Raw genomic sequence first — 19,151 nt, 5'->3', positions numbered from 1 at the left:
CGGCCGGCGACGCGGATGGGGACCTGGCCGGGCGGGTCGCCTCCCCGTACGGGAGCGGTCCTTTGGGTGGGGGATCCATAAGAAGATCACCGGCGGCAGCCGCATATCCGCGAGCTTTGCAGCGGCAGCATTTTGGGGGTTTACAGCGTTGTCGGAGTTCTCCGAGCCGTCGTCCGGTCACGTTCCGGTCATGCTCGATCGCGTACTGGATCTTCTCGCCCCGGCGTTGTCCGGGCCGGATCCGGTGGTCGTCGACGCCAACCTCGGCCTGGGCGGGCACGCTCAGGCGCTGCTCGCCGCCCACCCCTCCCTCCATCTCGTCGGCATCGACCGCGACCCGACCGCCATCGAGCGGTCCACCGCGCGCCTGGCGCCGTACGCCGGGCGCACCACGATCGTGCGCGCGGTCTCCGACGAGCTGACCGACGTCCTGGACCACATCGGGCGGCCAAGGGTCAACGGCGTGCTGTTCGACCTCGGCGTCTCCTCGCCCCAGCTCGATGAGGCGGAGCGCGGCTTCGCGTACTCCTACGACGCGCCCCTCGACATGAGGATGGACCCGGACCAGGAGCTCACCGCGGAACTGGTCGTCAACACGTACTCCGCCGCGGAGCTGACCCGCATCCTGCGCGACTACGGCGAGGAACGCTTCGCCGCGCGCGTGGCCAGCCTGATCGTCAAGGAACGGTCCAAGCAGCCCATCGCCTCCACCAAGCAGCTCGCCGACCTGGTCAGGTCGGCGATCCCCGCCGCGACCCGGCGGACGGGGGGCAACCCCGCGAAGAGGACTTTCCAGGCCTTGCGCATCGAGGTGAACGAGGAGCTCACCGCTCTGGAGCGGGCGCTGCCCGCCGCCCTCGACGCGCTCGCGCTCGGCGGGCGCGTGGTCGTGCTCGCCTATCACTCCTTGGAGGACCGGCTCACCAAGCAGGTCCTCGTGGCGCGAACCAGGGATACCAGCCCCCCCGGGCTCCCGGTCCCGCTCGAGGCTCACCAGCCCCGGTTCCGCCTTCTGACGAGGGGAGCGGAGCTCCCGGACGAAGACGAGGTGGCCCGCAATCCGCGGGCGGCGTCGGCCCGGTTGCGGGCGGCAGAGAGGATCCGCGAGGGATGAGGACTGAGCAGGAGAGCCGGCAGGCGGCGCGACGCGTTCCCGCGAGGGGGCGCGCGGCGGTGCCCACCGCCGGCCGCGCCCAGAACGGACGCGACGGACGGCAGGTCCGCGGGAGTGAGGACGCGGACCCGCCCGCGCGCGGCGCCCGCGTCCCCTCCGAGCGGCGCGTCCCCCCGGCCGAGCCGCCGGCGCGGCGCGGCGTCCGGGGCGCGACCGCCGATCCCGCGAAGAACCCCGGCGGGTCCAGGAGCGCGACGGTGCCGAAGAGCCGGACCGCGACCTCCGCTGCCTCAACGACGTCGGCCGCCGCCTCGCGGAGCGTGAGCACGCCGAAGGGCAGGAGCAGCGCGAGCGGCCGCCCGGCGGCGAAGAACGCGCCGACGACGGGCGCCGCCGCGAAGGGCACAGCGGCGAAGGGAACCACGGCGAAGAGCACTGCGGTCAAGGGCACGGCGGCGAAGGCGACGGCGGTGCGGTCGGGCGCGACCCCCACCCGCCAGGCTCCCGTCCGACCGGCCCCGGCACGCCCCACTCCGGCCCGTCCGGCCCCCGTGCGCGAGGCGCCCGAGGCGGGCGCGACCACCACGGCCGAGCCCGTCGCCCTCAGGCGGCCCCGGCGTGCGGTGCGGTCCGCCGCGTCGGCGACCGGCGCCGCGGCCGCGAGGAGCGGCAGGCGGCCGCCGCGCGCGCCGTTCGTGCTGCTCGTCGTCGGGTTGCTCTGCGGCGGCCTGGTCAGCCTGCTGCTGCTGAACACCGTGCTCGCGCAGGACTCGTTCGAGCTGAGCGACCTGCGTTCGGGCACCGAGCGGCTGCGCCAGCAGGCGGACGCGCTCGACAACCAGGTCCGCATGCTGACCCAGCCGGGCGCGCTCGACGAGCAGGCCCGTGGCGGCTCCAAGCTGGACACCGACCAGACGGCCCCTCCGCGCTTCATCTCCGCCGAGCACGAGTCCGGCGCGCGTACCGGCGGCGAGACGGAGGGCGCGGGCCGGTGAGGGAGGGCGGCGGCCGGAACCCGGGGCCCGGCCGCGGCGGCCCGGGCGGACGCGGCGGTCAAGGACCGGGCGGCGGTTCCGGCGGGCGTGGCGGCCAGGGCCCCGGGAGCGGCTCGGGCGGACGCGCCCAGGGACCGGGCGGCGGCTCGGGCCGGCGCGGTCCGCAGATCCCCGGGGGCGGCAGGCCCGCCTCCGGCTCGGGAAGATCATCATCTGGCTCGGGACGGCCCGCCTCCGGCTCGGGGAGGCCGGTTCCCGGCGCGGGGAAGCCCGCCTCCGGCTCGTCCGGTTCTTCCGGCAGATCGTCGTCCGGCTCCGGACGGCCGGCCCCCGGTTCGGGCGGCAAGCCCGCGTCCGGCTCGGGACGGCCCGCCGCCGTCCCAGGGAAGCCCGCGACCGGCTCCGGCCGTCCGCCGTCGGGCTCCGGGCGGCCCGCGTCCGGCGCCGGAGTCCGTTCCGGTTCCAGCGACGGCCGCACCGGCGGCTCCCCGAAGGCCCCCCGTCCGGGCGGGCCGCGCCGTACGGGCGAGGACCCGGCCAGGGCGCGGCGGCCCGGTGAGTCGCGCCCCGGAGGGCCGCGTGCCCCGAGGGGGGACGACCGGGACGAGACCGTACGATCGCGCGGCCTACGCGGCTCCGGCCAGCCGCCCGGGAACCCGCCGCCGCGGCCGCCCGCCGTGCTGCGCCTGGGCCACCCCGGGCGGCGGCTGCACGCCGGGCTGATCGCGATGGCGTTCGTGCTGTCCCTGTTCGCGGGGCGTCTCGTCCAGCTCCAGGGGCTCGACTCGAAGGTGCTCCAGGCCAAGGCGGAACGGCAGCGGGTCCAGCCGGAGACACTCCCCGCCAGACGCGGCTCCATCACGGACGCGAACGGCCACGAACTGGCCCTCACCAAGGATGCGGCAGAGATCTACGTCGACCCCTACGAGGTGGATCCCAAGAAGCGGGAACAGGTGAGCAGCACGCTCGCGAGCGAGCTGAACCTGCCCAAGGAGAAGGTGGACGCCGCGCTCGCGAAGACGCAGCAGCGGTACATCCCCCTCAACCGGGACGTCGACCCGCTGCGCGCCAAGAAGATCATGGGGATGAGGTTCAAGGGCGTCGGCTCCAAGCCGACCTACCGCCGCATGTACCCCGGCGGCAGGCTCGCCGGAGGGCTGCTCGGCTTCGTCGGCTACGACGGGCACGGACTCGAGGGCCTGGAGCGCACGTACGACAAGCTCCTCGCGGGGCAGGACGGCCAGCAGAGCATCGAGATCGGCCGCGGTGGCGAACGCATCCCGATGACGCGCAGCACGCGCAAGGAGCCGGTGGCGGGACAGGACGTGCGGCTGACCATCGACCGGGACATCCAGTGGGCGGCCGAGCAGGCGATCGACCGCCAGGTCCAGGCCAGCAAGGCGGCCAGCGGCAGCGTGATCGTGATGGACATCAAGACCGGCCAGATCCTCGCCATGGCGAACTCGCCGGGCGTGGACCTGAACCACTGGAGCACCGTCGCCGCCGAGGACCGGGGCAACCGCGCCGTCTCCGAGGTCTTCGAACCCGGCAGCACCAACAAGGTGATCACCGCCGCCGCGGCGATCGAGCACGCCGGGGTGACGCCGAACACGGTCTTCCGGGTGCCCGATCAGATCCAGTGCGCGGACCGCGTGCTCAAGGACGCGCACACGCACCCGCCGGAGAAGCTCACCTTCACCGGGGTCATCGCCGAGTCCAGCAACGTCGGCACGATCATGGCCGCGCGCAAGCTCAGCAACCAGCGGCTCTACGACACCATCCGGGCGTTCGGGTTCGGCTCGGTCAGCGGCTCGGGCCTCCCCGGCGAGGAAGCGGGACTGCTGCCCGACTGGCGCACCTGGTCCGGCAGCCAGCGCTGCACGGTCGCGTACGGCCAGGGCGTCTCGGTCACCGCGCTGCAGATGGCGAGCGTCTACCAGACGATCGCCAACGGCGGCGTACGCGTGACGCCGTCGCTGGTGGCGGGCACCACCGACGGCCACGGACGGCTGGCCCCGGCTCCCACCCCGAAACAGACGCGCGTGATCAGCGAGACGACCGCCAAGCAGATCTCCGGGATGCTCGAAGCCGCCGTCGGCAACGACGGCACGGGAACGGAGGCGGCGATCCCCGGATATCGTGTGGCGGGAAAGACCGGAACCGCCATGCGGTACGACCAGAAGTGCGGCGGGTACTGCGGTTATACGGCCACGTTCGTCGGCTTCACCCCGGCGGACGCGCCGCGCCTCATGGCGCTGGCCGTCATCCAGGATCCGAAGAAGGGTCATTACGGCGGGGCGGTGGCCGCGCCGGTGTTCAGGGAGGTCATGAGTTTCGCCTTGAAGACCAGGAAGATCCCACCGACCGGAACGAAGGCGCCCAAGGCCGTCCTTCGCGCCGGAGAGTGACGGAGGAAGGTACGCTCTCGCCGTGCGTCCCCCGTTCTCCATGCGTCCTGAGGCCGTTCCGGCCCGTCCGTTGTCCGGTCTGACGGCCCTCCTCGGCACGCCCTCAGTGGTGCCCGCGCCGGGCGCCAAGGCGCCGCGCGGCGCCGTCACCGGCATCGGCATCGACTCCCGCCGCATCCGCCGTGGCGATCTGTACGTGGCCCTGCCGGGCAACAACGCCCACGGCGCCACCTTCTCCCGCCAGGCCATGGCGGCGGGCGCGGTGGCGATCCTCACCGACGAGGAAGGGCGTGACGCGGCCGCGGAGACCGGACTGCCGGTGCTCGTCGTGCCCAACCCGCGCGCGGTGCTCGGCCAGGTCTCCTCCTGGGTGTACGGCCGGCCCGTCCGCGATCTCACGGTCATCGGCGTGACGGGCACCAGCGGCAAGTCGACCTCGACCTTCCTGTTGGAGGCGGGCCTGCGGGCCGCCGGGCACCGCACCGGCCTGGTCGGCGGCGTGGAGATCCGCGCGGGCGACCTGCGGTTCACCCCGGAGCTCACCACCCCCGAGGCCAGCGACCTGCACGGGCTGTTCGGGCTGATGCGCGAGCAGGGTGTGACCGCCGCCGCGATGGAGGTCTCCAGCCATGCCCTCGCCCTCGGCCGCGTCGACGGGGTCTTCTACGACGTCGCGATCTTCACGAACCTGTCCCAGGACCATCTGGACTTCCACAGCGACCTGGAGGACTACTTCTCCGCCAAGGTGAAGCTGTTCACCCCCGAGCTGTCCCGCGTCGGCGTGGTCAACATCGACGACCCGTACGGCCGCGAGCTCCTGGGCCGGGCCAAAGTGCCGACGACGACGTTCTCCGCCAAGGGCGCCCCGGAGGCCGACTGGCGGGCCGAGGACGTGCGCCTGGGCGCCGACGGCAGCGCCTTCCGCGTGGTCGGTCCCGGGGGAGTCGAGGCCCACGTCTCGGTGGCCCTGCCCGGCCCGTTCAACGTGGACAACTCCCTCGGCGTGATCGTCGCGCTCGTCGAGGCCGGCGTCGGCCTGCAGGCGGCGGTCGACGGGATCTCCGCGTTCGCCGGGGTTCCCGGTCGGATGGAGCGGGTGCCGGGTGCGGTCGGCTTCCAGGCGATCGTGGACTACGCTCACAAGCCCGGTGCCGTAGAGTCGGTCCTCGGCTCGCTGCGCGAGGTGACCCAGGGTCGCCTCGTCGTCGTGCTGGGCTGCGGTGGCGACCGCGACCGCGGCAAGCGCCCGATCATGGGAGAGGCGGCCGCGCGGCTGGCCGACGTCGCGATCCTCACCAGCGACAACCCCAGGAGCGAGGATCCGCTCGCGATCCTGGCCGCGATGATGGAGGGAGCGCTCAGGGTGCCCAAGGGCGAACGAGCGCACGTGATCGTGGAGCCCGACCGGGCCGCCGCGATCGAAGTCGCGATCGCGGGCGCGGCGCCGGGAGACATCGTCGTCGTGGCCGGCAAGGGCCACGAGCAGGGGCAGTACGTCGAGGGACGGGTCATCCCCTTCGACGATCGCGAGGTGGTCGCCCAGGCCATCTCCAGAAGAGGAGGCCGAGCCGGGCACGAGGCGGGGCGGGACGCTCCGCCGCACCGTGCGTGAGGCGCGGCCGAACCGACCGATCAACGTGATAGAGAGCAGGAAAGACGCATGATCCCGTTGCCGTTGGCCCGGGTCGCCGAGGTCACCTCGGGTGCGCTCACCGGCATGGCCGACGCTCGCGCCGTGATCCGCGGCCCCGTCGTGATCGACTCGCGGGCCGTCGAGCCGGGATCGCTGTTCGTCGCGATCAAGGGAGAGCGTGCGGACGGCCACGACTTCGCCGCCCGCGCGTGCGCGGACGGGGCGGTCGCCGTCCTCGCGTCCCGGCCCGTCGAGGCGCCGGCCGTGATCGTGGAGGACGTTCAGGCCGCCCTGGCCGCGCTGGCGAACGCCGTGGCGTCCGAGCTTCCCGACACGACCGTCGTCGGGGTGACCGGTTCGGCCGGCAAGACCACGACCAAGGACCTGCTGGCCAGGCTCGCCGCCCGGATGGGCCCCACCGTGGCTCCCGTCGGCTCGTACAACAATGAGATCGGCCACCCGCTGACCGTGCTGCGGGCGGACGAGGCGACGCGCTTCCTGATCCTGGAGCTGAGCGCGCGCAACATCGGCCACATCGCCGACCTGGCCCGGATCGCGCCGCCGCGGATCGGCGTCGTGCTGAACGTCGGCACCGCCCACCTCGGCGTGTTCGGCGGCAAGGAGGCGATCGCGCGGGCCAAGGGCGAGCTGCCGGAGGCGCTGCCGGAGGACGGCGTGGCCGTGCTCAACGCCGACGACCCCCTGGTCGCCGCCATGGCCTCCCGCACCCGCGCTCGGGTGACCTTCTTCGGGCGTTCCGCCGACGCCCAGGTGCGGGCCGAGGACGTGACGCTCGACGCCCGGGGCCGCGCGTCCTTCACGCTGCGCACGCCCTCCGGCGCCGCCCCCGTATCGCTTCGCCTATACGGCGCGCACGCGGTGGAGAACGCGCTGGCGGCGGCAGCGGCGGCGTACGAGCTGGGGCTCCCCGTCGGCACGATCGCCGAGGAGCTGTCGGAGGCCGAGCCGCGTAGCCGCTGGCGCATGGAGGTCACCGAGCGGGCCGACGGCGTCACCGTCGTCAACGACGCCTACAACGCCAACCCCGACTCGATGCGGGCGGCGTTCGGCAGCCTCGCCGTGATCGGCGAGGGGCGGCGCAAGTTCGCGGTGATCGCCGCGCTGCGCGAGCTGGGCGAGGAAAGCGCGGCGCTGAACGAGCAGCTCGGGCGGCTCGCCGCGGGCGCCGGGCTGGAGGGGTTGATCGTCGTCGGGGAGGACGCCGGGCCGGTCCTGGCGGGCGCGCCGGGCGCGCTGTACGTGCCCGACGTGGAGACGGCCGCCGCCGAGCTGTCGGCGCGGCTCGCCCCCGGAGACGTGGTGCTGGTGAAGGGGCCACGGGCGGAGGCGCTGGAACGGGTCGCCGAGGCCCTGCTCGGAGGTGACGACCGATGAGGAACATCCTCATCGCCGCCGTGGTGTCGCTGCTGCTGTCCATGGCCGGCACCCCGCTGGCCATCCGGCTCTTCTCCCGGCGCGGCATCGGCCAGAACATCCGCGAGGAAGGCCCGTCGGGGCACTACGACAAGCGGGGCACCCCCACCATGGGTGGCACCGTGATCGTGATCGCCGCGCTGATCGGATACTTCAGCGCGCACCTGATGACGTTCTTCTCCGCGACGACGGAACCGCCGACGGTGTCGGCCCTGCTGGTGCTGTTCCTGATGACCGGCCTCGGCCTCGTCGGGTTTCTGGACGACTTCATCAAGATCTACAAACAGCGCAGCCTGGGCCTGCGCAGCGGCGCCAAGGCGCTCGGCCAGCTCGTCGTCGGCGCGGTCTTCGCGGTGCTCTGCGTGCAGTTCCCCAACGCGTACGACATCACCCCGGCGGAGACGCGGCTGTCGTTCCTGCGGGACTTCGGGCCCTCCATCGGGCTGGTGGGGTTCACGATCTGGGTGCTGTTCATCATCGTGGGCTTCTCGAACGCGGTGAACCTGACGGACGGCCTGGACGGGCTGGCCAGTGGCGCGACCGGCGTCGTGCTCGCGTCGTACGTGCTGATCGGCAACTGGCAGCTCCGCAACAGCTGCACCGCGGCGCTGGGGCCCAACTGCTACGTCGTTCGTGATCCGCTCGACCTCGCGGTGGTCGCCGCCGCCGTGCTCGGCGCGCTGGTCGGCTTCCTGTGGTGGAACGCGCCGCCCGCCAAGATCTTCATGGGTGACACGGGGTCGCTCGCGCTGGGCGGCGTCATCGCCGGCCTGGCGTTCACCACCCGCACCCAGCTCCTGCTGGTCGTCCTCGCGGGCCTGCCGGTGGTCATCACCGCGTCGGTCATGATCCAGGTCGGCTTCTTCAAGATGACCGGGAAACGGGTGTTCCGGATGGCCCCGCTCCAGCACCACTTCGAGCTGAAGGGCTGGGCCGAGACCACCATCGTGGTGCGGTTCTGGCTGATCGCCGCGCTCTGCGCCGCCTCCGCGCTCGGCCTCTTCTACCTCGAATGGATGCCCAAGCAGTGAGCGTGGTCGTGGTCGCCGGGCTGGGTGTCTCCGGCGCCGCCGCCGCCCGCGGCCTGGCCGCCGCGGGGGAGCGGGTCGTCGTCCTGGAGGCGAACCCGGGTGAGCGCCAGCGGGCCGCGGCGGCCGAGCTGGCCCCCCTCGGCGTCGAGGTGCGGTTCGGCGAGCCGATCCTCCCCGACGAGGCCTCGCTCCTGGTCACCTCGCCGGGGTGGCGCCCCAGCCACCCGCTGCTGGCCGCCGCCGTACGGTCCGGTGTCGAGGTGATCGGCGAGGTCGAGCTGGCGTGGCGGCTGCGGGCCGCGGACGGCTCCGCCGCCCCGTGGCTCGCCCTGACCGGCACCAACGGCAAGACCACGGCCGTACGGATGCTGACCTCGATCCTGGTCGAGGCCGGGCACCGCGCCGTCGCCGTCGGCAACGTCGGCGTCCCGATCGCGGCGGCCGTGCGCGAGCCGTACGACGTGCTGGCGGTCGAGCTGTCCAGCTTCCAGCTCCACTGGTCGTCGAGCCTGGCGCCGCGGGCCGCCGCGCTGCTCAACGTCGCCCCCGACCACATCGACTGGCACGGCTCCCTGGAGGAGTACGCCGCCGCCAAGGCGCGGATCTTCGAGAAGGCGGACGTGGTCGTCTACAACGCCGACGACGACTGGTGCGCGCGGCTGGCCGGGCCGTACCTTCCCGGTGAGGCGGGCGCCGGGGACGTCCGGACCGTCGGGTTCACGCTCGGCACGCCGCGCCCCGGGCAGCTCGGCCTCGTCGAGGAGCTGCTGGTCGACCGGGCCTTCGTGGCCGACCCCGTGCGCGAGGCGGAGGAGCTCGCCGACCTCGGCGACATCACGCCGTTCGCGCCGCACAATGTCGCCAACGCGCTCGCCGCCGCCGCGCTCGCCCGCGCGTACGGCGTGCCCGCCGACGCCGTACGGCGGGGCCTGCGCGCCTTCGCCCCGGACCCGCACCGGATCCAGCACGTCGCCACGGTGGACGGCGTCGACTACGTGGACGATTCCAAGGCCACGAACCCGCACGCCGCGGCGGCGTCGCTCGCCGCCTACCAGTCGGTGGTGTGGATCGCCGGCGGCCAGTTGAAAGGTGCGGACGTCGACGAGCTGGTCCGCGGGGCGGCGCCCCGGCTCAGGGGAGCGGTTCTGCTCGGCCAGGACCGCGCGCGGATCCGGGAGGCTCTGGCGCGACACGCCGCGAATGTTCCGGTCGTGGACGTTCCGGGGCAAGACACTGGAGTCATGGACCGCGTCGTCGGGGAGGCCCGGCGGCTCGCCTCACCCGGGGACACCGTGCTGCTCGCGCCCGCAGGGGCGTCGCTGGACATGTGGCCGGGGTACGGCGCGCGCGGGGACGCCTTCGCGCGGGCGGTCCACCGGCTTTCCGGCTAAGCAGTCACGCCGGGGAATTCGAGGACGAAAGCACATATGACGAGTGAGGCGACGGCGGAGAAGCCCGCGAACGCGCACGACACGCTCCGATGGCGGGCCAGGCTCCGGGAGCTCCTCGGGCGGCCGCTCGTCTCGTACTACCTGGTCCTCGGCTGCAGCGCGCTGCTGCTCGCGCTCGGGCTGATGATGGTCCTGTCGGCGTCCAGCATCGAGTCGATGCAGATGAGCCCGGGACGTTCGCCGTTCTACCTGTTCCTGCGGCAGATCGGCGCGGCCGCCATCGGCCTGCCGATCATGTACGGCTGCTCACGGCTGCCCCGCCGCTTCTTCCAGCTCGCGGGCTATCCGCTGCTGGCGATCTCGATCATCGGCCTGGTCATGGTGATCTTCATCGGCGCCAGCGAGCTGGGCGCACAGCGGTGGATCTACATCGGTGGCTTCACCATCCAGCCCTCGGAGCCGGCCAAGCTCGCGCTCGTCCTCTGGGGCGCCGACATGCTGGCGCGCAAGGCGCGGGGCGGCCTGATCGAGTGGCGGCATCTGCTGGTCCCGCTCATGCCGGGCGTCGCCATCCTGGCCGTCCTGGTCCTGCTGGGCCGCGACCTCGGCACGACGATCGTCCTCATGCTGATCTTCCTGACCCTGCTGTGGGTGGTCGGCGCCCCGGTGCGGCTGTTCGGCGCCGTGCTCGCGCTGCTCGCGCTCGCCACGGCTTTCATGATCATGGTGGAGCCGTACCGGATGGCCCGGCTCACCGGGTTCCTGCACGTGTGGGACTCGGCACAGGGCGACGGCTACCAGGCGGCGCAGGGACAGATCGCGATGGGCACCGGCGGCTGGTTCGGCCTCGGCCTGGGCAGCAGCCGGGCGAAGTGGGACTGGGTACCGCACGCGGAGAGCGACTTCATCTTCTCCATCCTGGGCGAGGAGCTCGGCCTGATGGGCACCCTCGTGGTGGTCGCGCTGTTCGGCCTGCTCGGCTACGCCGGGCTGCGGATCGCCTCCCGGGTCAGCGACCCGTTCATCCGGCTGGCCGCCGCCGCGGCGGTCGCGTGGATCGCCGGCCAGGCGATCGTCAACATCGGCGCGGTGATCGGCGTGCTGCCCGTCACCGGCATCCCGCTGCCGCTCGTGTCCTACGGAGGATCGGCCCTGTTGCCGACCCTCGCCGCGCTCGGCATGTTGCTGTCGTTCGCCAAGCAGGAGCCGGGAGCCGCCGAAGCCCTCGCCGCCCGTGGACCGGGACCGGCCGCTCGGGCTTTAAGCTGGCTTGGCCTGGGTCGTCCGGCGGCGAGAGCGAGATCTCGCCGCGCGCGCCGATGACCCGGCGCTCGATCCGACCCGAGGGCAGGGAGTGACATGAGGGTGGTCCTCGCCGGCGGAGGCACGGCCGGCCATATCGAGCCGGCGCTCGCGCTGGCCGACGCGCTTCGCCGACTGGACCCGGCGATCGGAATCACCTGCCTCGGCACGGAGAAGGGCCTGGAGACCCGCCTGGTGCCCGCCCGAGGGTACGAGCTCGCGCTGATCCCCGCCGTCCCGCTGCCGCGCGCGCTCACGCCGCAGCTGCTGACCGTGCCCGGGCGGCTCGCCGGGGCGATCAACGCGGCGGCCGGCGTCCTGGACCGCGTCCAGGCGGACGTCCTGGTGGGCTTCGGCGGGTACGTGGCCACGCCGGGCTACCTCGCGGCGCGCCGGCGCAGTGTCCCGATCGTCATCCACGAGGCCAACCCGCGGCCGGGGCTCGCCAACCGCCTCGGCGCCCGGATGACCGACCACGTGTTCACCGGTCACCCCGAGACCGCGCTGCCGGGCGCCCAGTGCGTCGGCATCCCGCTGCGGCGTGAGGTCGTGACGGTGGACCGCTTCTCCCTCGGGGACAAGGCCAGGTCCTACTTCGGCCTGGAGTCCGACCGCACCACCCTGCTGGTCTTCGGCGGCTCCCAGGGAGCCCGCTCGATCAACCAGGCGGCGCTGGAGGCGTCCCCCGTGCTGCGGGCGGCGGGCATCCAGGTGCTCCACGTGATCGGCCCCAAGAACACGGTCGAGATGGAGCCGCCGCCCGGCGACCCGCAGTACGTGATTCTCCCGTACGTGGACCGGATGGACCTCGCCTACGCCGCGGCCGACCTCGTGCTGTGCCGCAGCGGCGCGATGACCTGCGCCGAGCTGACCGCGGTCGGGCTGCCTGCGGCGTACGTCCCGCTGCCGCACGGCAACGGCGAGCAGCGGCTCAACGCGCAGCCCATCGTCCAGGCGGGCGGCGGCATCATGGTCGACGACGCGGACCTGTCGGCGGAGTGGATCGTCCGGATGCTGCTGCCGATCCTGCAGGACCCGGAGCGTGTCGCGATGATGTCCGAGGCCGCGTTCCGGATGGGCCGCAAGGACGCCGACGACATCCTGGCCCGCAAGGTCCTGGAGATCGCCTACCGATGAGAAAGAAGACGGTGCGAGGAGTGGGGAACCACCAGTGAGTCTTGTCAAGCTCGTACGGCCCGTCCCGGCGAAGGAGCTGGGGCGGGTGCATTTCATCGGCATCGGCGGCGCCGGCATGTCGGGCATCGCGCGCATCCTGCTCAAGCGCGGCGTGCCGGTGTCCGGCAGCGACGCCCGCACCTCCGTGATGCTGGGCGAACTGCGCGAGCTCGGCGCCGTCGTCCACGTGGGCCACGCCGCCTCGCACATCAAGAACGTGGACACCGTCGTCGTCTCCACCGCGATCCGCGACTCCAACCCGGAGCTGGGTGAGGCGCTGCGGCAGAACCTGCGCGTCATCCCGAGGGCCGCGGCGCTGGCCGCGGTGATGGTCGGCCGGACCGGCATCGCGATCGCCGGCACCCACGGCAAGACGACGACGACCTCCATGCTGACCGTGGCCCTGCAGAAGTGCGGCGCCGACCCGTCCTACTGCGTGGGGGGACAGCTCGTCACCACCGGCCTCGGCGCCGACGAGGGCAACGGCGAGGTCTTCGTGGCCGAGGCCGACGAGAGCGACGGATCCTTCCTCATGCTCGCGCCGCGCATCGCCGTGGTGACCAACGTCGAGCCCGATCACCTGGACAACTACGGCGAGCCGCAGGCCGTCTACGACACCTTCGCGCGCTTCGCCGAGCGGGTGGAGTCGGTGCTCGTGCTCTGCGCCGACGACCCCGGCGCGGCCGCCCTCGCGCCGGCCGCCAGGGAGCGTGGCCTCAAGGTCGTCACGTACGGCGAGGCCGCCGACGCCGACCTGCGCGTCTCCGGGATCGCCCCGAGGGGGCTCGGCCTGGAGTTCACGGTGGAGGGCCACGGAACCGTCCGGCTCACCGTCCCCGGCCGGCACAACGCGCTGAACGCAGCGGCCGTCCTCGCGGTGGCCCTGGAGCTCGGCCTGCCGTTCGACGAGATCAGGGACGGCCTGGCGGCGTTCACCGGAGCCAAGCGGCGGTTCGAGGCCAAGGGCGAGGCGCGCGGCGTCTCCGTGTTCGACAGCTACGCCCACCACCCGACGGAGCTGGCCGCCGACCTGCGCGCGGCGCGCGACGTCGTGGAGGAGGGCGGCCGGGTGATCGCGGTCTTCCAGCCGCACCTCTACTCCCGCACCCGCTTCTTCGCCGACGACTTCGGCGCGGCCCTGGGCCTGGCGGACGAGGCGATCGTCCTGGACGTGTACGGCGCCCGCGAGGACCCCGAGCCGGGCGTCTCCGGTGCGCTGGTGGCCGGGAAGGTGCCGCTGCCCGCCGATCGCGTCGCGTACGCGCCGGACCGGTCCGCGGTGCCCTCGCTGGTGGCCGGACGGGCCCGGCAGGGGGACATCGTCCTCACGATGGGCGCGGGCGACGTGACCGAACTCGGCCCGCTGATCGTCGAGGAGCTGTCCGCGGGGTGAGCGGTTCCGGGGGTCGCGGGCCCGACGGCCGGCGAGTCCCGGCGAGTCGCCGGGCGCGACGGCCTCCGGGCTGCCAAGGTGGGGAGCCGGACACGCGAGCGCGCCGTCTCGGCGCGGCCTCCCGCCGATCGGAGTGAGACGTGAGGGCGACCATCTGGCGAGTGGGTCTGGCGACCCTGCTGACGGGTGGCGTGGTCGGCGCGGCGACGTGGCTGGTCCTCTTCTCCCCGGTGCTCGGGGTGCGCGACGTACAGATCAGCGGCGCCGTGGGCGTTCCCGCCGACGAGGTGCGGCGCGCCGCCGGGGTCGCGCCGGGCACCCCGCTGGCCCGGGTCGACCTTGAGAAGGTGCGCGTGCGGGTCGCCGCGCTGACCCGGGTGGAGTCGGCGCGGGTGGACCGGGCCTGGCCGGGGACCCTCCAGGTCTCCGTCGTCGAGCGAACCCCCTTGGCTCTGGCGAGGGTGGACGGCAGGACCGTGACGATGGACCGCTATGGCGTCGTCCTGGGGGACGCGGGCCCGGCCGTCCGGCTTCCCCTGCTGCGTGTCCAGCGGCCCGCCGCCGACGACCCCGCCACCAGGTCGGCGCTGGCCGTCCTCGCGGCTCTTCCCGACGGGCTGAGGGGGCGGATGGACGAGGTCGTCGCGCCCTCGCCGGCGTCGGTCACGCTGCGCCTGACGGACGGTCGTACGGCCACATGGGGCGATGAGGAGCGCTCCGCGGAGAAGGCGCGGATCCTGGAGTCCCTGCTCCGGAGGCCTGCACGTTCCTACGACGTCAGCTCCCCCGACGTGGTGACGGTGAAGTGAGATTTCTCACCACCCACGCGATCATGCGGGACAGTCGTGATCAAAATCGCGTGCGAATCGGACACGTCGCGACACGCCGGACGGTGCTTGCGGCGCGGTTAGTTGACCCTGGGGGATGGGCAACCCTACTGTCCGTATCAATCTTCAGGTTGACATAACTCTAAATCTCAACTTGAGGGTGAGAGTTTTGAGCCAGCGCGGGTACCCCCCGCATCCAACGCAAACGATCGGAAAGGCCCCTCGTCGTGGCAGCACCGCAGAACTACCTCGCGGTCATCAAGGTCGTCGGCATCGGCGGCGGCGGAGTCAACGCCGTCAACCGGATGATCGAGGAGGGACTCAAGGGCGTCGAGTTCATCGCCATCAACACCGACGCCCAGGCGCTGCTGATGAGTGACGCCGACGTGAAGCTTGACGTCGGCCGCGAACTCACCCGCGGCCTCGGCGCCGGAGCCAACCCGGAGGTCGGCCGCAAGGCCGCGGAAGACCACCGCGAGGAGATCGAGGAGGTCATCAAGGGCGCGGACATGGTCTTCGTCACCGCGGGCGAGGGTGGCGGCACCGGCACCGGTGGCGCACCGGTCGTGGCGAACATCGCGCGCTCGCTCGGCGCCCTGACCATCGGCGTGGTGACCCGGCCCTTCAGCTTCGAGGGCAAGCGCCGGGCGATGCAGGCCGAGGCCGGAATAGAGACTCTTCGCGAGGAGGTGGACACGCTGATCGTCATCCCGAACGACCGGCTGCTGTCCATCTCCGACCGGCAGGTCAGCGTGCTGGACGCGTTCAAGGCCGCCGACCAGGTGCTCCTGTCCGGCGTGCAGGGCATCACCGACCTGATCACCACGCCCGGTCTGATCAACCTGGACTTCGCCGACGTGAAGTCCGTCATGTCGGGCGCGGGCTCCGCCCTGATGGGCATCGGACACGCCCGCGGCGACGACCGCTCGGTCGCCGCCGCCGAGATGGCGGTGTCCAGCCCGCTGCTGGAGGCCAGCATCGACGGAGCGCACGGCGTGCTGCTGTCGATCGCGGGCGGCTCCGACCTGGGCCTGTTCGAGATCAACGAGGCGGCCCAGCTCGTGTCCAACGCGGCGGCCATCGACGCCAACATCATCTTCGGCACGGTGATCGACGACGCCCTCGGCGACGAGGTGCGGGTGACGGTCATCGCGGCGGGCTTCGACGAGCCGACCCCGGCCAAGCCCGCCGCACCGCCCCAGGCCGCGACCCGCTCGCAGCCCGCCCGGCCGGAGCCCGCCCGTCCGGCGGCCTCGGCGGCCGCCCGGCCCGCTTCCGCGTCGGCCCCGGCCAAGCCCGAGCCGCGCGCGGAGCAGCCCGCCCCGGTCCGGCCGGCCTCCGCGCCGTCCGTGCCGGTCACCCCGGTCGCGCCCCCGGCCCCGGAGCCCGAGGGCATGCAGGCGCCCAAGCCGGCGGTGACGCCGGTGTCCGTGCCGGAGGACCTCGAGCCCCCAGTGTCCTTCCCCAGGGAGAGCGTGTCCGAAGGCACGCGCCCGGAGCAGAGCGTGTCGGGCACCGGCCCGTTCTCCATTCCGCGTCCCACGCCCGAGCCGCCGACTCCGATCACCTCGCGCGTCAGCCAGCCGGCCAGCCGCCGGCCGGTGGTGTTCGAGGAGCAGGAAGAGGAGCTCGACGTGCCCGACTTCCTTAAGTGACCTTCCCCACACGCGAGTACAAGTGAACGACGCACGACGCGAGGAGCTATCGGCGGGCCTGGCCGCGACGGAGGCGCGCATCCGCGACGCCTGCCGTGCGGCCGGCCGGGACCCGTCCGAGATCACGCTCATCGCGGTGACCAAGACCTACCCCGCCTCCGACGTACGCCTGCTCGCCGGGCTCGGTGTGCAGGACGTCGGCGAGAACCGTGACCAGGAGGCCGCCCCCAAGGCGTCCGAATGCGCGGACCTGGGCCTCACCTGGCATTTCATCGGCCAGTTGCAGACCAACAAGGTCCGCTCGGTGGTCGCCTACGCCGACCTGGTCCACTCGGTGGACCGGGTCCGGCTGGTGGACGCGTTGAGCCGCGAGGCGGTGCGCGCGGACCGGGAGATCGGCTGCCTCATCCAGGTGTCGCTCGACCCCGCCGCGCCCATCTCGGGAGGCGTTGCGGAGCGCGGAGGGGTGGCCCCCACCGCCGTCCCCGAGCTGGCCGAGGCCGTCGCGCGGGCCGAGAACCTGCGGCTGCGCGGCGTCATGGCGGTCGCCCCGCTCGGGCAGGACCCGGGGCCCGCCTTCGCCCGCCTCGCGGAAATCGCCCGGGCGCTCCGGAACGATCACCCCGGGGCGGACGTTGTATCGGCGGGGATGAGTGGTGACCTTGACGAGGCGATCGCGAATGGTGCGACACACGTGCGTGTCGGTACGGCGTTGCTCGGCCGCAGAAAGCCCTTCGTCAGGTAATGTCCCCCAAGTGGACCTTGGTGTCCGCATCCAGGTAGAGGTCGATCAGCGGTCAGCTCCACGGGGGTACGGCTACCGCCCTGGCCTTCCAAAAGGGACCTAGAAGGCATGAGGGGGAGGAAGCCGGGCCGGACCGGCCGGGACTGCCAGGCAGGACCGACCGGCGTGGTACGGCTCCCGCCCCGGTGACACGGAGGACGACGAGAGATGGCCGGCGCGATGCGCAAGATGGCGGTCTACCTCGGTCTCGTGGAGGACGACCGCTACGACGACAGGTACGTGACCGAGTACGCGAACGACGAGGACTACGCCGACGACGACTACGAGTCGGCGCGCCGCGGATTCTCCGCCGGGGGGCAGAGCGGGCAAGCGGTGTCTCAGGAGCACGACGAGGACGGTGACACGTCGATCCCGGCGCCCCGTCCCCCGACCGCGGTGCTCGAGCGGCGTACGACCGATCTGGCGCGGATCACGACCCTCCATCCCCGCACGTACAACGAGGCGCGCACGATCGGGGAGCACTACCGGGAGGGCACTCCGGTCATCATGAACCTTACTGAGATGGTCGACAGCGACGCCAAGCGTCTTGTCGATTTCGCGGCAGGTCTCGTCTTTGGCCTACACGGAAGCATCGAACGTGTTACGAACAAGGTGTTCCTGTTGTCCCCTGCCAACGTCGAGGTGACCGCCGAGGACAAGGCCCGAATCGCGGAACGCGGCTTCTTCAACCAGAGCTAGAGTTCCATGTATGGACAGTGACCGGCTCAGCGGTACCCATGGGGACCGGAGACTGCGGAACAGGATGGAGGTGAGGCTCGACCGTGGGGATCGTCAGTGAGATCTTGGTCGCTGTACTCTCTCTCTACCTCGTTCTGCTGATCGGCAGAATGATCTTTGATACGGTGCAGCTCTTTGCCCGCTCCTGGCGGCCTTCCGGGGTCGTCCTGGTAGTGGCGGAGGTCACTTACACACTGACCGACCCGCCTCTCAAATTTCTCCGCCGTTTCATTCCGCCCCTCAGGTTGGGTACGGTGGCCTTTGACCTAAGCTTCACAGTGCTGTTCATTGTGGTCTTGGTCTTGATCCAAGTCGTGTCCGCGCTTCGTTGATCGGGAACCGTCCCTCCGGACAGACTCCAAGCGCGCCAAGGAGACTCACATGCCGCTGACGCCCGCCGATGTGCGGAACAAGCAATTCAGTACCACCAGGCTGAGGCCTGGGTACGACGAGGAGGAGGTCGACGCCTTCCTGGACGAGGTCGAGGCGGAACTCGACCGCCTCATCCAGGAGAACGAGGAGCTTCGCGCGAAGCTGGCCGAGTGCATGCGCGGCAAGGTGCCGGGCGGCATGAACATGGCCGGAGGCATGCAGATGGCCCCCGCCCCGGTCGCCGAGCCGAAGCCCGAGATGATGGTGCCGCAGCCCGAGCCCATCAAGCCTCCGGAGCCCGTCCGCCCCGAGCCCGTCCCCGTCGGCATGGGCATGCCGCCCGCCGAGGACAACATGGACACCGCGGCCCGGGTGCTCGCCCTCGCCCAGCAGACCGCCGACCAGGCGATCGCCGACGCCCGCCGGGAGGCGGACGAGACCGTGACCCGCGCCCGGCGCGAGGCCGACGACATCCTCGGCAAGGCCCGCCGCCAGGCCGAGCAGATCATCGGTGACGCCCGCGCCCGCGCCGAGACGCTCGAGCGTGACGCGCAGGAGCGCCACCGCCAGGCCATGGGCACCCTGGTGCAGAACCGCGACGAGCTCGACCGCAAGGTGGAGGAGCTGCGCAGCTTCGAGCGGGAGTACCGCAGCCGCCTCAAGCTCTACCTGGAGCAGCAGCTCGCGGACCTGACCGTGTCGGCCGAGAACAGCGGCGGCTTCCCGATCGTGGGTGCCCCCCCGGCCATGGCGCACGCCGTGACCCCGGGCGCCCAGCCGATGCCGGTCTCCCCGAACCCCTTCGGCCAGGAGCCCTCGCCTCACTCGGGCGCTTTCCAGACCCCCGACGGCCCCCACAACGACCGCCGGTAAGGCGAAGGGCCGCGTCATCCGCGCG

At 72.4% G+C, this 19,151-nt stretch carries 17 protein-coding genes; 16 read left to right on the top strand and 1 reads right to left on the bottom strand.

What is annotated here, in order from left to right; translation table 11 throughout:
• Positions 1–148 precede the first annotated feature (148 nt).
• Together rsmH and ACQP1V_RS30175 are read left to right on the top strand one after the other, a co-directional pair.
• Positions 149–1,114, top strand: coding sequence for a 16S rRNA (cytosine(1402)-N(4))-methyltransferase RsmH (gene rsmH / locus ACQP1V_RS30180; protein WP_067128456.1), 966 nt, complete (start codon positions 149–151; stop codon positions 1,112–1,114).
• Positions 1,111–2,109 carry a hypothetical protein gene (locus tag ACQP1V_RS30175; protein WP_433413406.1) on the top strand — a complete coding sequence of 333 codons (999 nt, stop codon included), beginning with the start codon at positions 1,111–1,113 and terminating at the stop codon, positions 2,107–2,109. Before rsmH ends, ACQP1V_RS30175 begins: the two co-directional genes overlap by 4 nt.
• Before the next feature lie 58 nt (positions 2,110–2,167).
• Here ACQP1V_RS30175 and ACQP1V_RS30170 read toward each other — a convergent pair whose 3' ends face one another.
• Positions 2,168–2,587 (bottom strand): hypothetical protein, encoded by a 420-nt coding sequence (locus tag ACQP1V_RS30170; protein WP_433413405.1) that lies wholly within the window; start codon positions 2,585–2,587, stop codon positions 2,168–2,170.
• Positions 2,588–2,786: 199 nt separating this feature from the next.
• On the opposite strand from ACQP1V_RS30170, the gene ACQP1V_RS30165 reads away from it, so the two are divergent.
• The 14 genes from ACQP1V_RS30165 (at position 2,787) to ACQP1V_RS30100 (ending at position 19,126) form a co-directional block, all read left to right on the top strand.
• Positions 2,787–4,517: a peptidoglycan D,D-transpeptidase FtsI family protein gene (locus tag ACQP1V_RS30165; RefSeq protein ID WP_433413404.1), complete on the top strand. Its 1,731-nt coding sequence runs from the start codon at positions 2,787–2,789 to the stop codon at positions 4,515–4,517.
• 40 nt (positions 4,518–4,557) lie between these two features.
• Positions 4,558–6,129, top strand: a complete 1,572-nt coding sequence (locus ACQP1V_RS30160) for a UDP-N-acetylmuramoyl-L-alanyl-D-glutamate--2,6-diaminopimelate ligase (RefSeq protein WP_433426007.1) — start codon at positions 4,558–4,560, stop codon at positions 6,127–6,129.
• A 48-nt stretch (positions 6,130–6,177) separates the two neighbouring features.
• A complete protein-coding gene (locus ACQP1V_RS30155; RefSeq protein ID WP_433413403.1) occupies positions 6,178–7,545 on the top strand; it encodes a UDP-N-acetylmuramoyl-tripeptide--D-alanyl-D-alanine ligase in 1,368 nt (455 codons plus the stop codon).
• Entirely contained in the window at positions 7,542–8,615 is a 1,074-nt protein-coding gene (gene mraY, locus ACQP1V_RS30150; RefSeq protein ID WP_387408820.1) for a phospho-N-acetylmuramoyl-pentapeptide-transferase, read from the top strand. Before ACQP1V_RS30155 ends, mraY begins: the two co-directional genes overlap by 4 nt.
• A complete protein-coding gene (gene murD, locus ACQP1V_RS30145) occupies positions 8,597–10,006 on the top strand; it encodes a UDP-N-acetylmuramoyl-L-alanine--D-glutamate ligase (protein ID WP_433413401.1) in 1,410 nt (469 codons plus the stop codon). Before mraY ends, murD begins: the two co-directional genes overlap by 19 nt.
• 36 nt (positions 10,007–10,042) lie before the next feature.
• Entirely contained in the window at positions 10,043–11,329 is a 1,287-nt protein-coding gene (gene ftsW, locus ACQP1V_RS30140) for a putative lipid II flippase FtsW (protein ID WP_433413400.1), read from the top strand.
• A gap of 36 nt (positions 11,330–11,365) precedes the next feature.
• Positions 11,366–12,445, top strand: a complete 1,080-nt coding sequence (gene murG, locus ACQP1V_RS30135) for an undecaprenyldiphospho-muramoylpentapeptide beta-N-acetylglucosaminyltransferase (protein WP_387408823.1) — start codon at positions 11,366–11,368, stop codon at positions 12,443–12,445.
• Between the two features lie 34 nt (positions 12,446–12,479).
• The gene (murC, locus tag ACQP1V_RS30130) at positions 12,480–13,877 is read left to right on the top strand and encodes a UDP-N-acetylmuramate--L-alanine ligase (RefSeq protein WP_433413399.1); all 1,398 of its coding nucleotides are present in this window, start codon (positions 12,480–12,482) and stop codon (positions 13,875–13,877) included.
• A gap of 140 nt (positions 13,878–14,017) precedes the next feature.
• A complete protein-coding gene (locus ACQP1V_RS30125; RefSeq protein WP_387408825.1) occupies positions 14,018–14,686 on the top strand; it encodes a cell division protein FtsQ/DivIB in 669 nt (222 codons plus the stop codon).
• Positions 14,687–14,931: 245 nt separating this feature from the next.
• Positions 14,932–16,359, top strand: coding sequence for a cell division protein FtsZ (ftsZ, locus tag ACQP1V_RS30120; protein ID WP_433413397.1), 1,428 nt, complete (start codon positions 14,932–14,934; stop codon positions 16,357–16,359).
• A 22-nt stretch (positions 16,360–16,381) separates the two neighbouring features.
• Positions 16,382–17,104 (top strand): YggS family pyridoxal phosphate-dependent enzyme, encoded by a 723-nt coding sequence (locus tag ACQP1V_RS30115; RefSeq protein ID WP_433413396.1) that lies wholly within the window; start codon positions 16,382–16,384, stop codon positions 17,102–17,104.
• Positions 17,105–17,311: 207 nt separating this feature from the next.
• The gene (locus tag ACQP1V_RS30110) at positions 17,312–17,842 is read left to right on the top strand and encodes a cell division protein SepF (RefSeq protein ID WP_433413395.1); all 531 of its coding nucleotides are present in this window, start codon (positions 17,312–17,314) and stop codon (positions 17,840–17,842) included.
• Positions 17,843–17,925: 83 nt separating this feature from the next.
• Positions 17,926–18,213, top strand: coding sequence for a YggT family protein (locus ACQP1V_RS30105; protein ID WP_061252351.1), 288 nt, complete (start codon positions 17,926–17,928; stop codon positions 18,211–18,213).
• A gap of 49 nt (positions 18,214–18,262) precedes the next feature.
• Complete coding sequence (locus ACQP1V_RS30100; protein ID WP_433413394.1) at positions 18,263–19,126, top strand: DivIVA domain-containing protein; 864 nt, start codon at positions 18,263–18,265, stop codon at positions 19,124–19,126.
• Positions 19,127–19,151: the final 25 nt, after the last annotated feature.

It is taken from the genome of Microtetraspora malaysiensis, from assembly GCF_050947145.1.
Lineage (GTDB): Bacteria > Actinomycetota > Actinomycetes > Streptosporangiales > Streptosporangiaceae > Microtetraspora_A > Microtetraspora_A malaysiensis.
The sequence above is the reverse complement of the archived record's forward strand: the minus strand, read 5'-3'. Positions and strand labels throughout refer to the sequence as shown.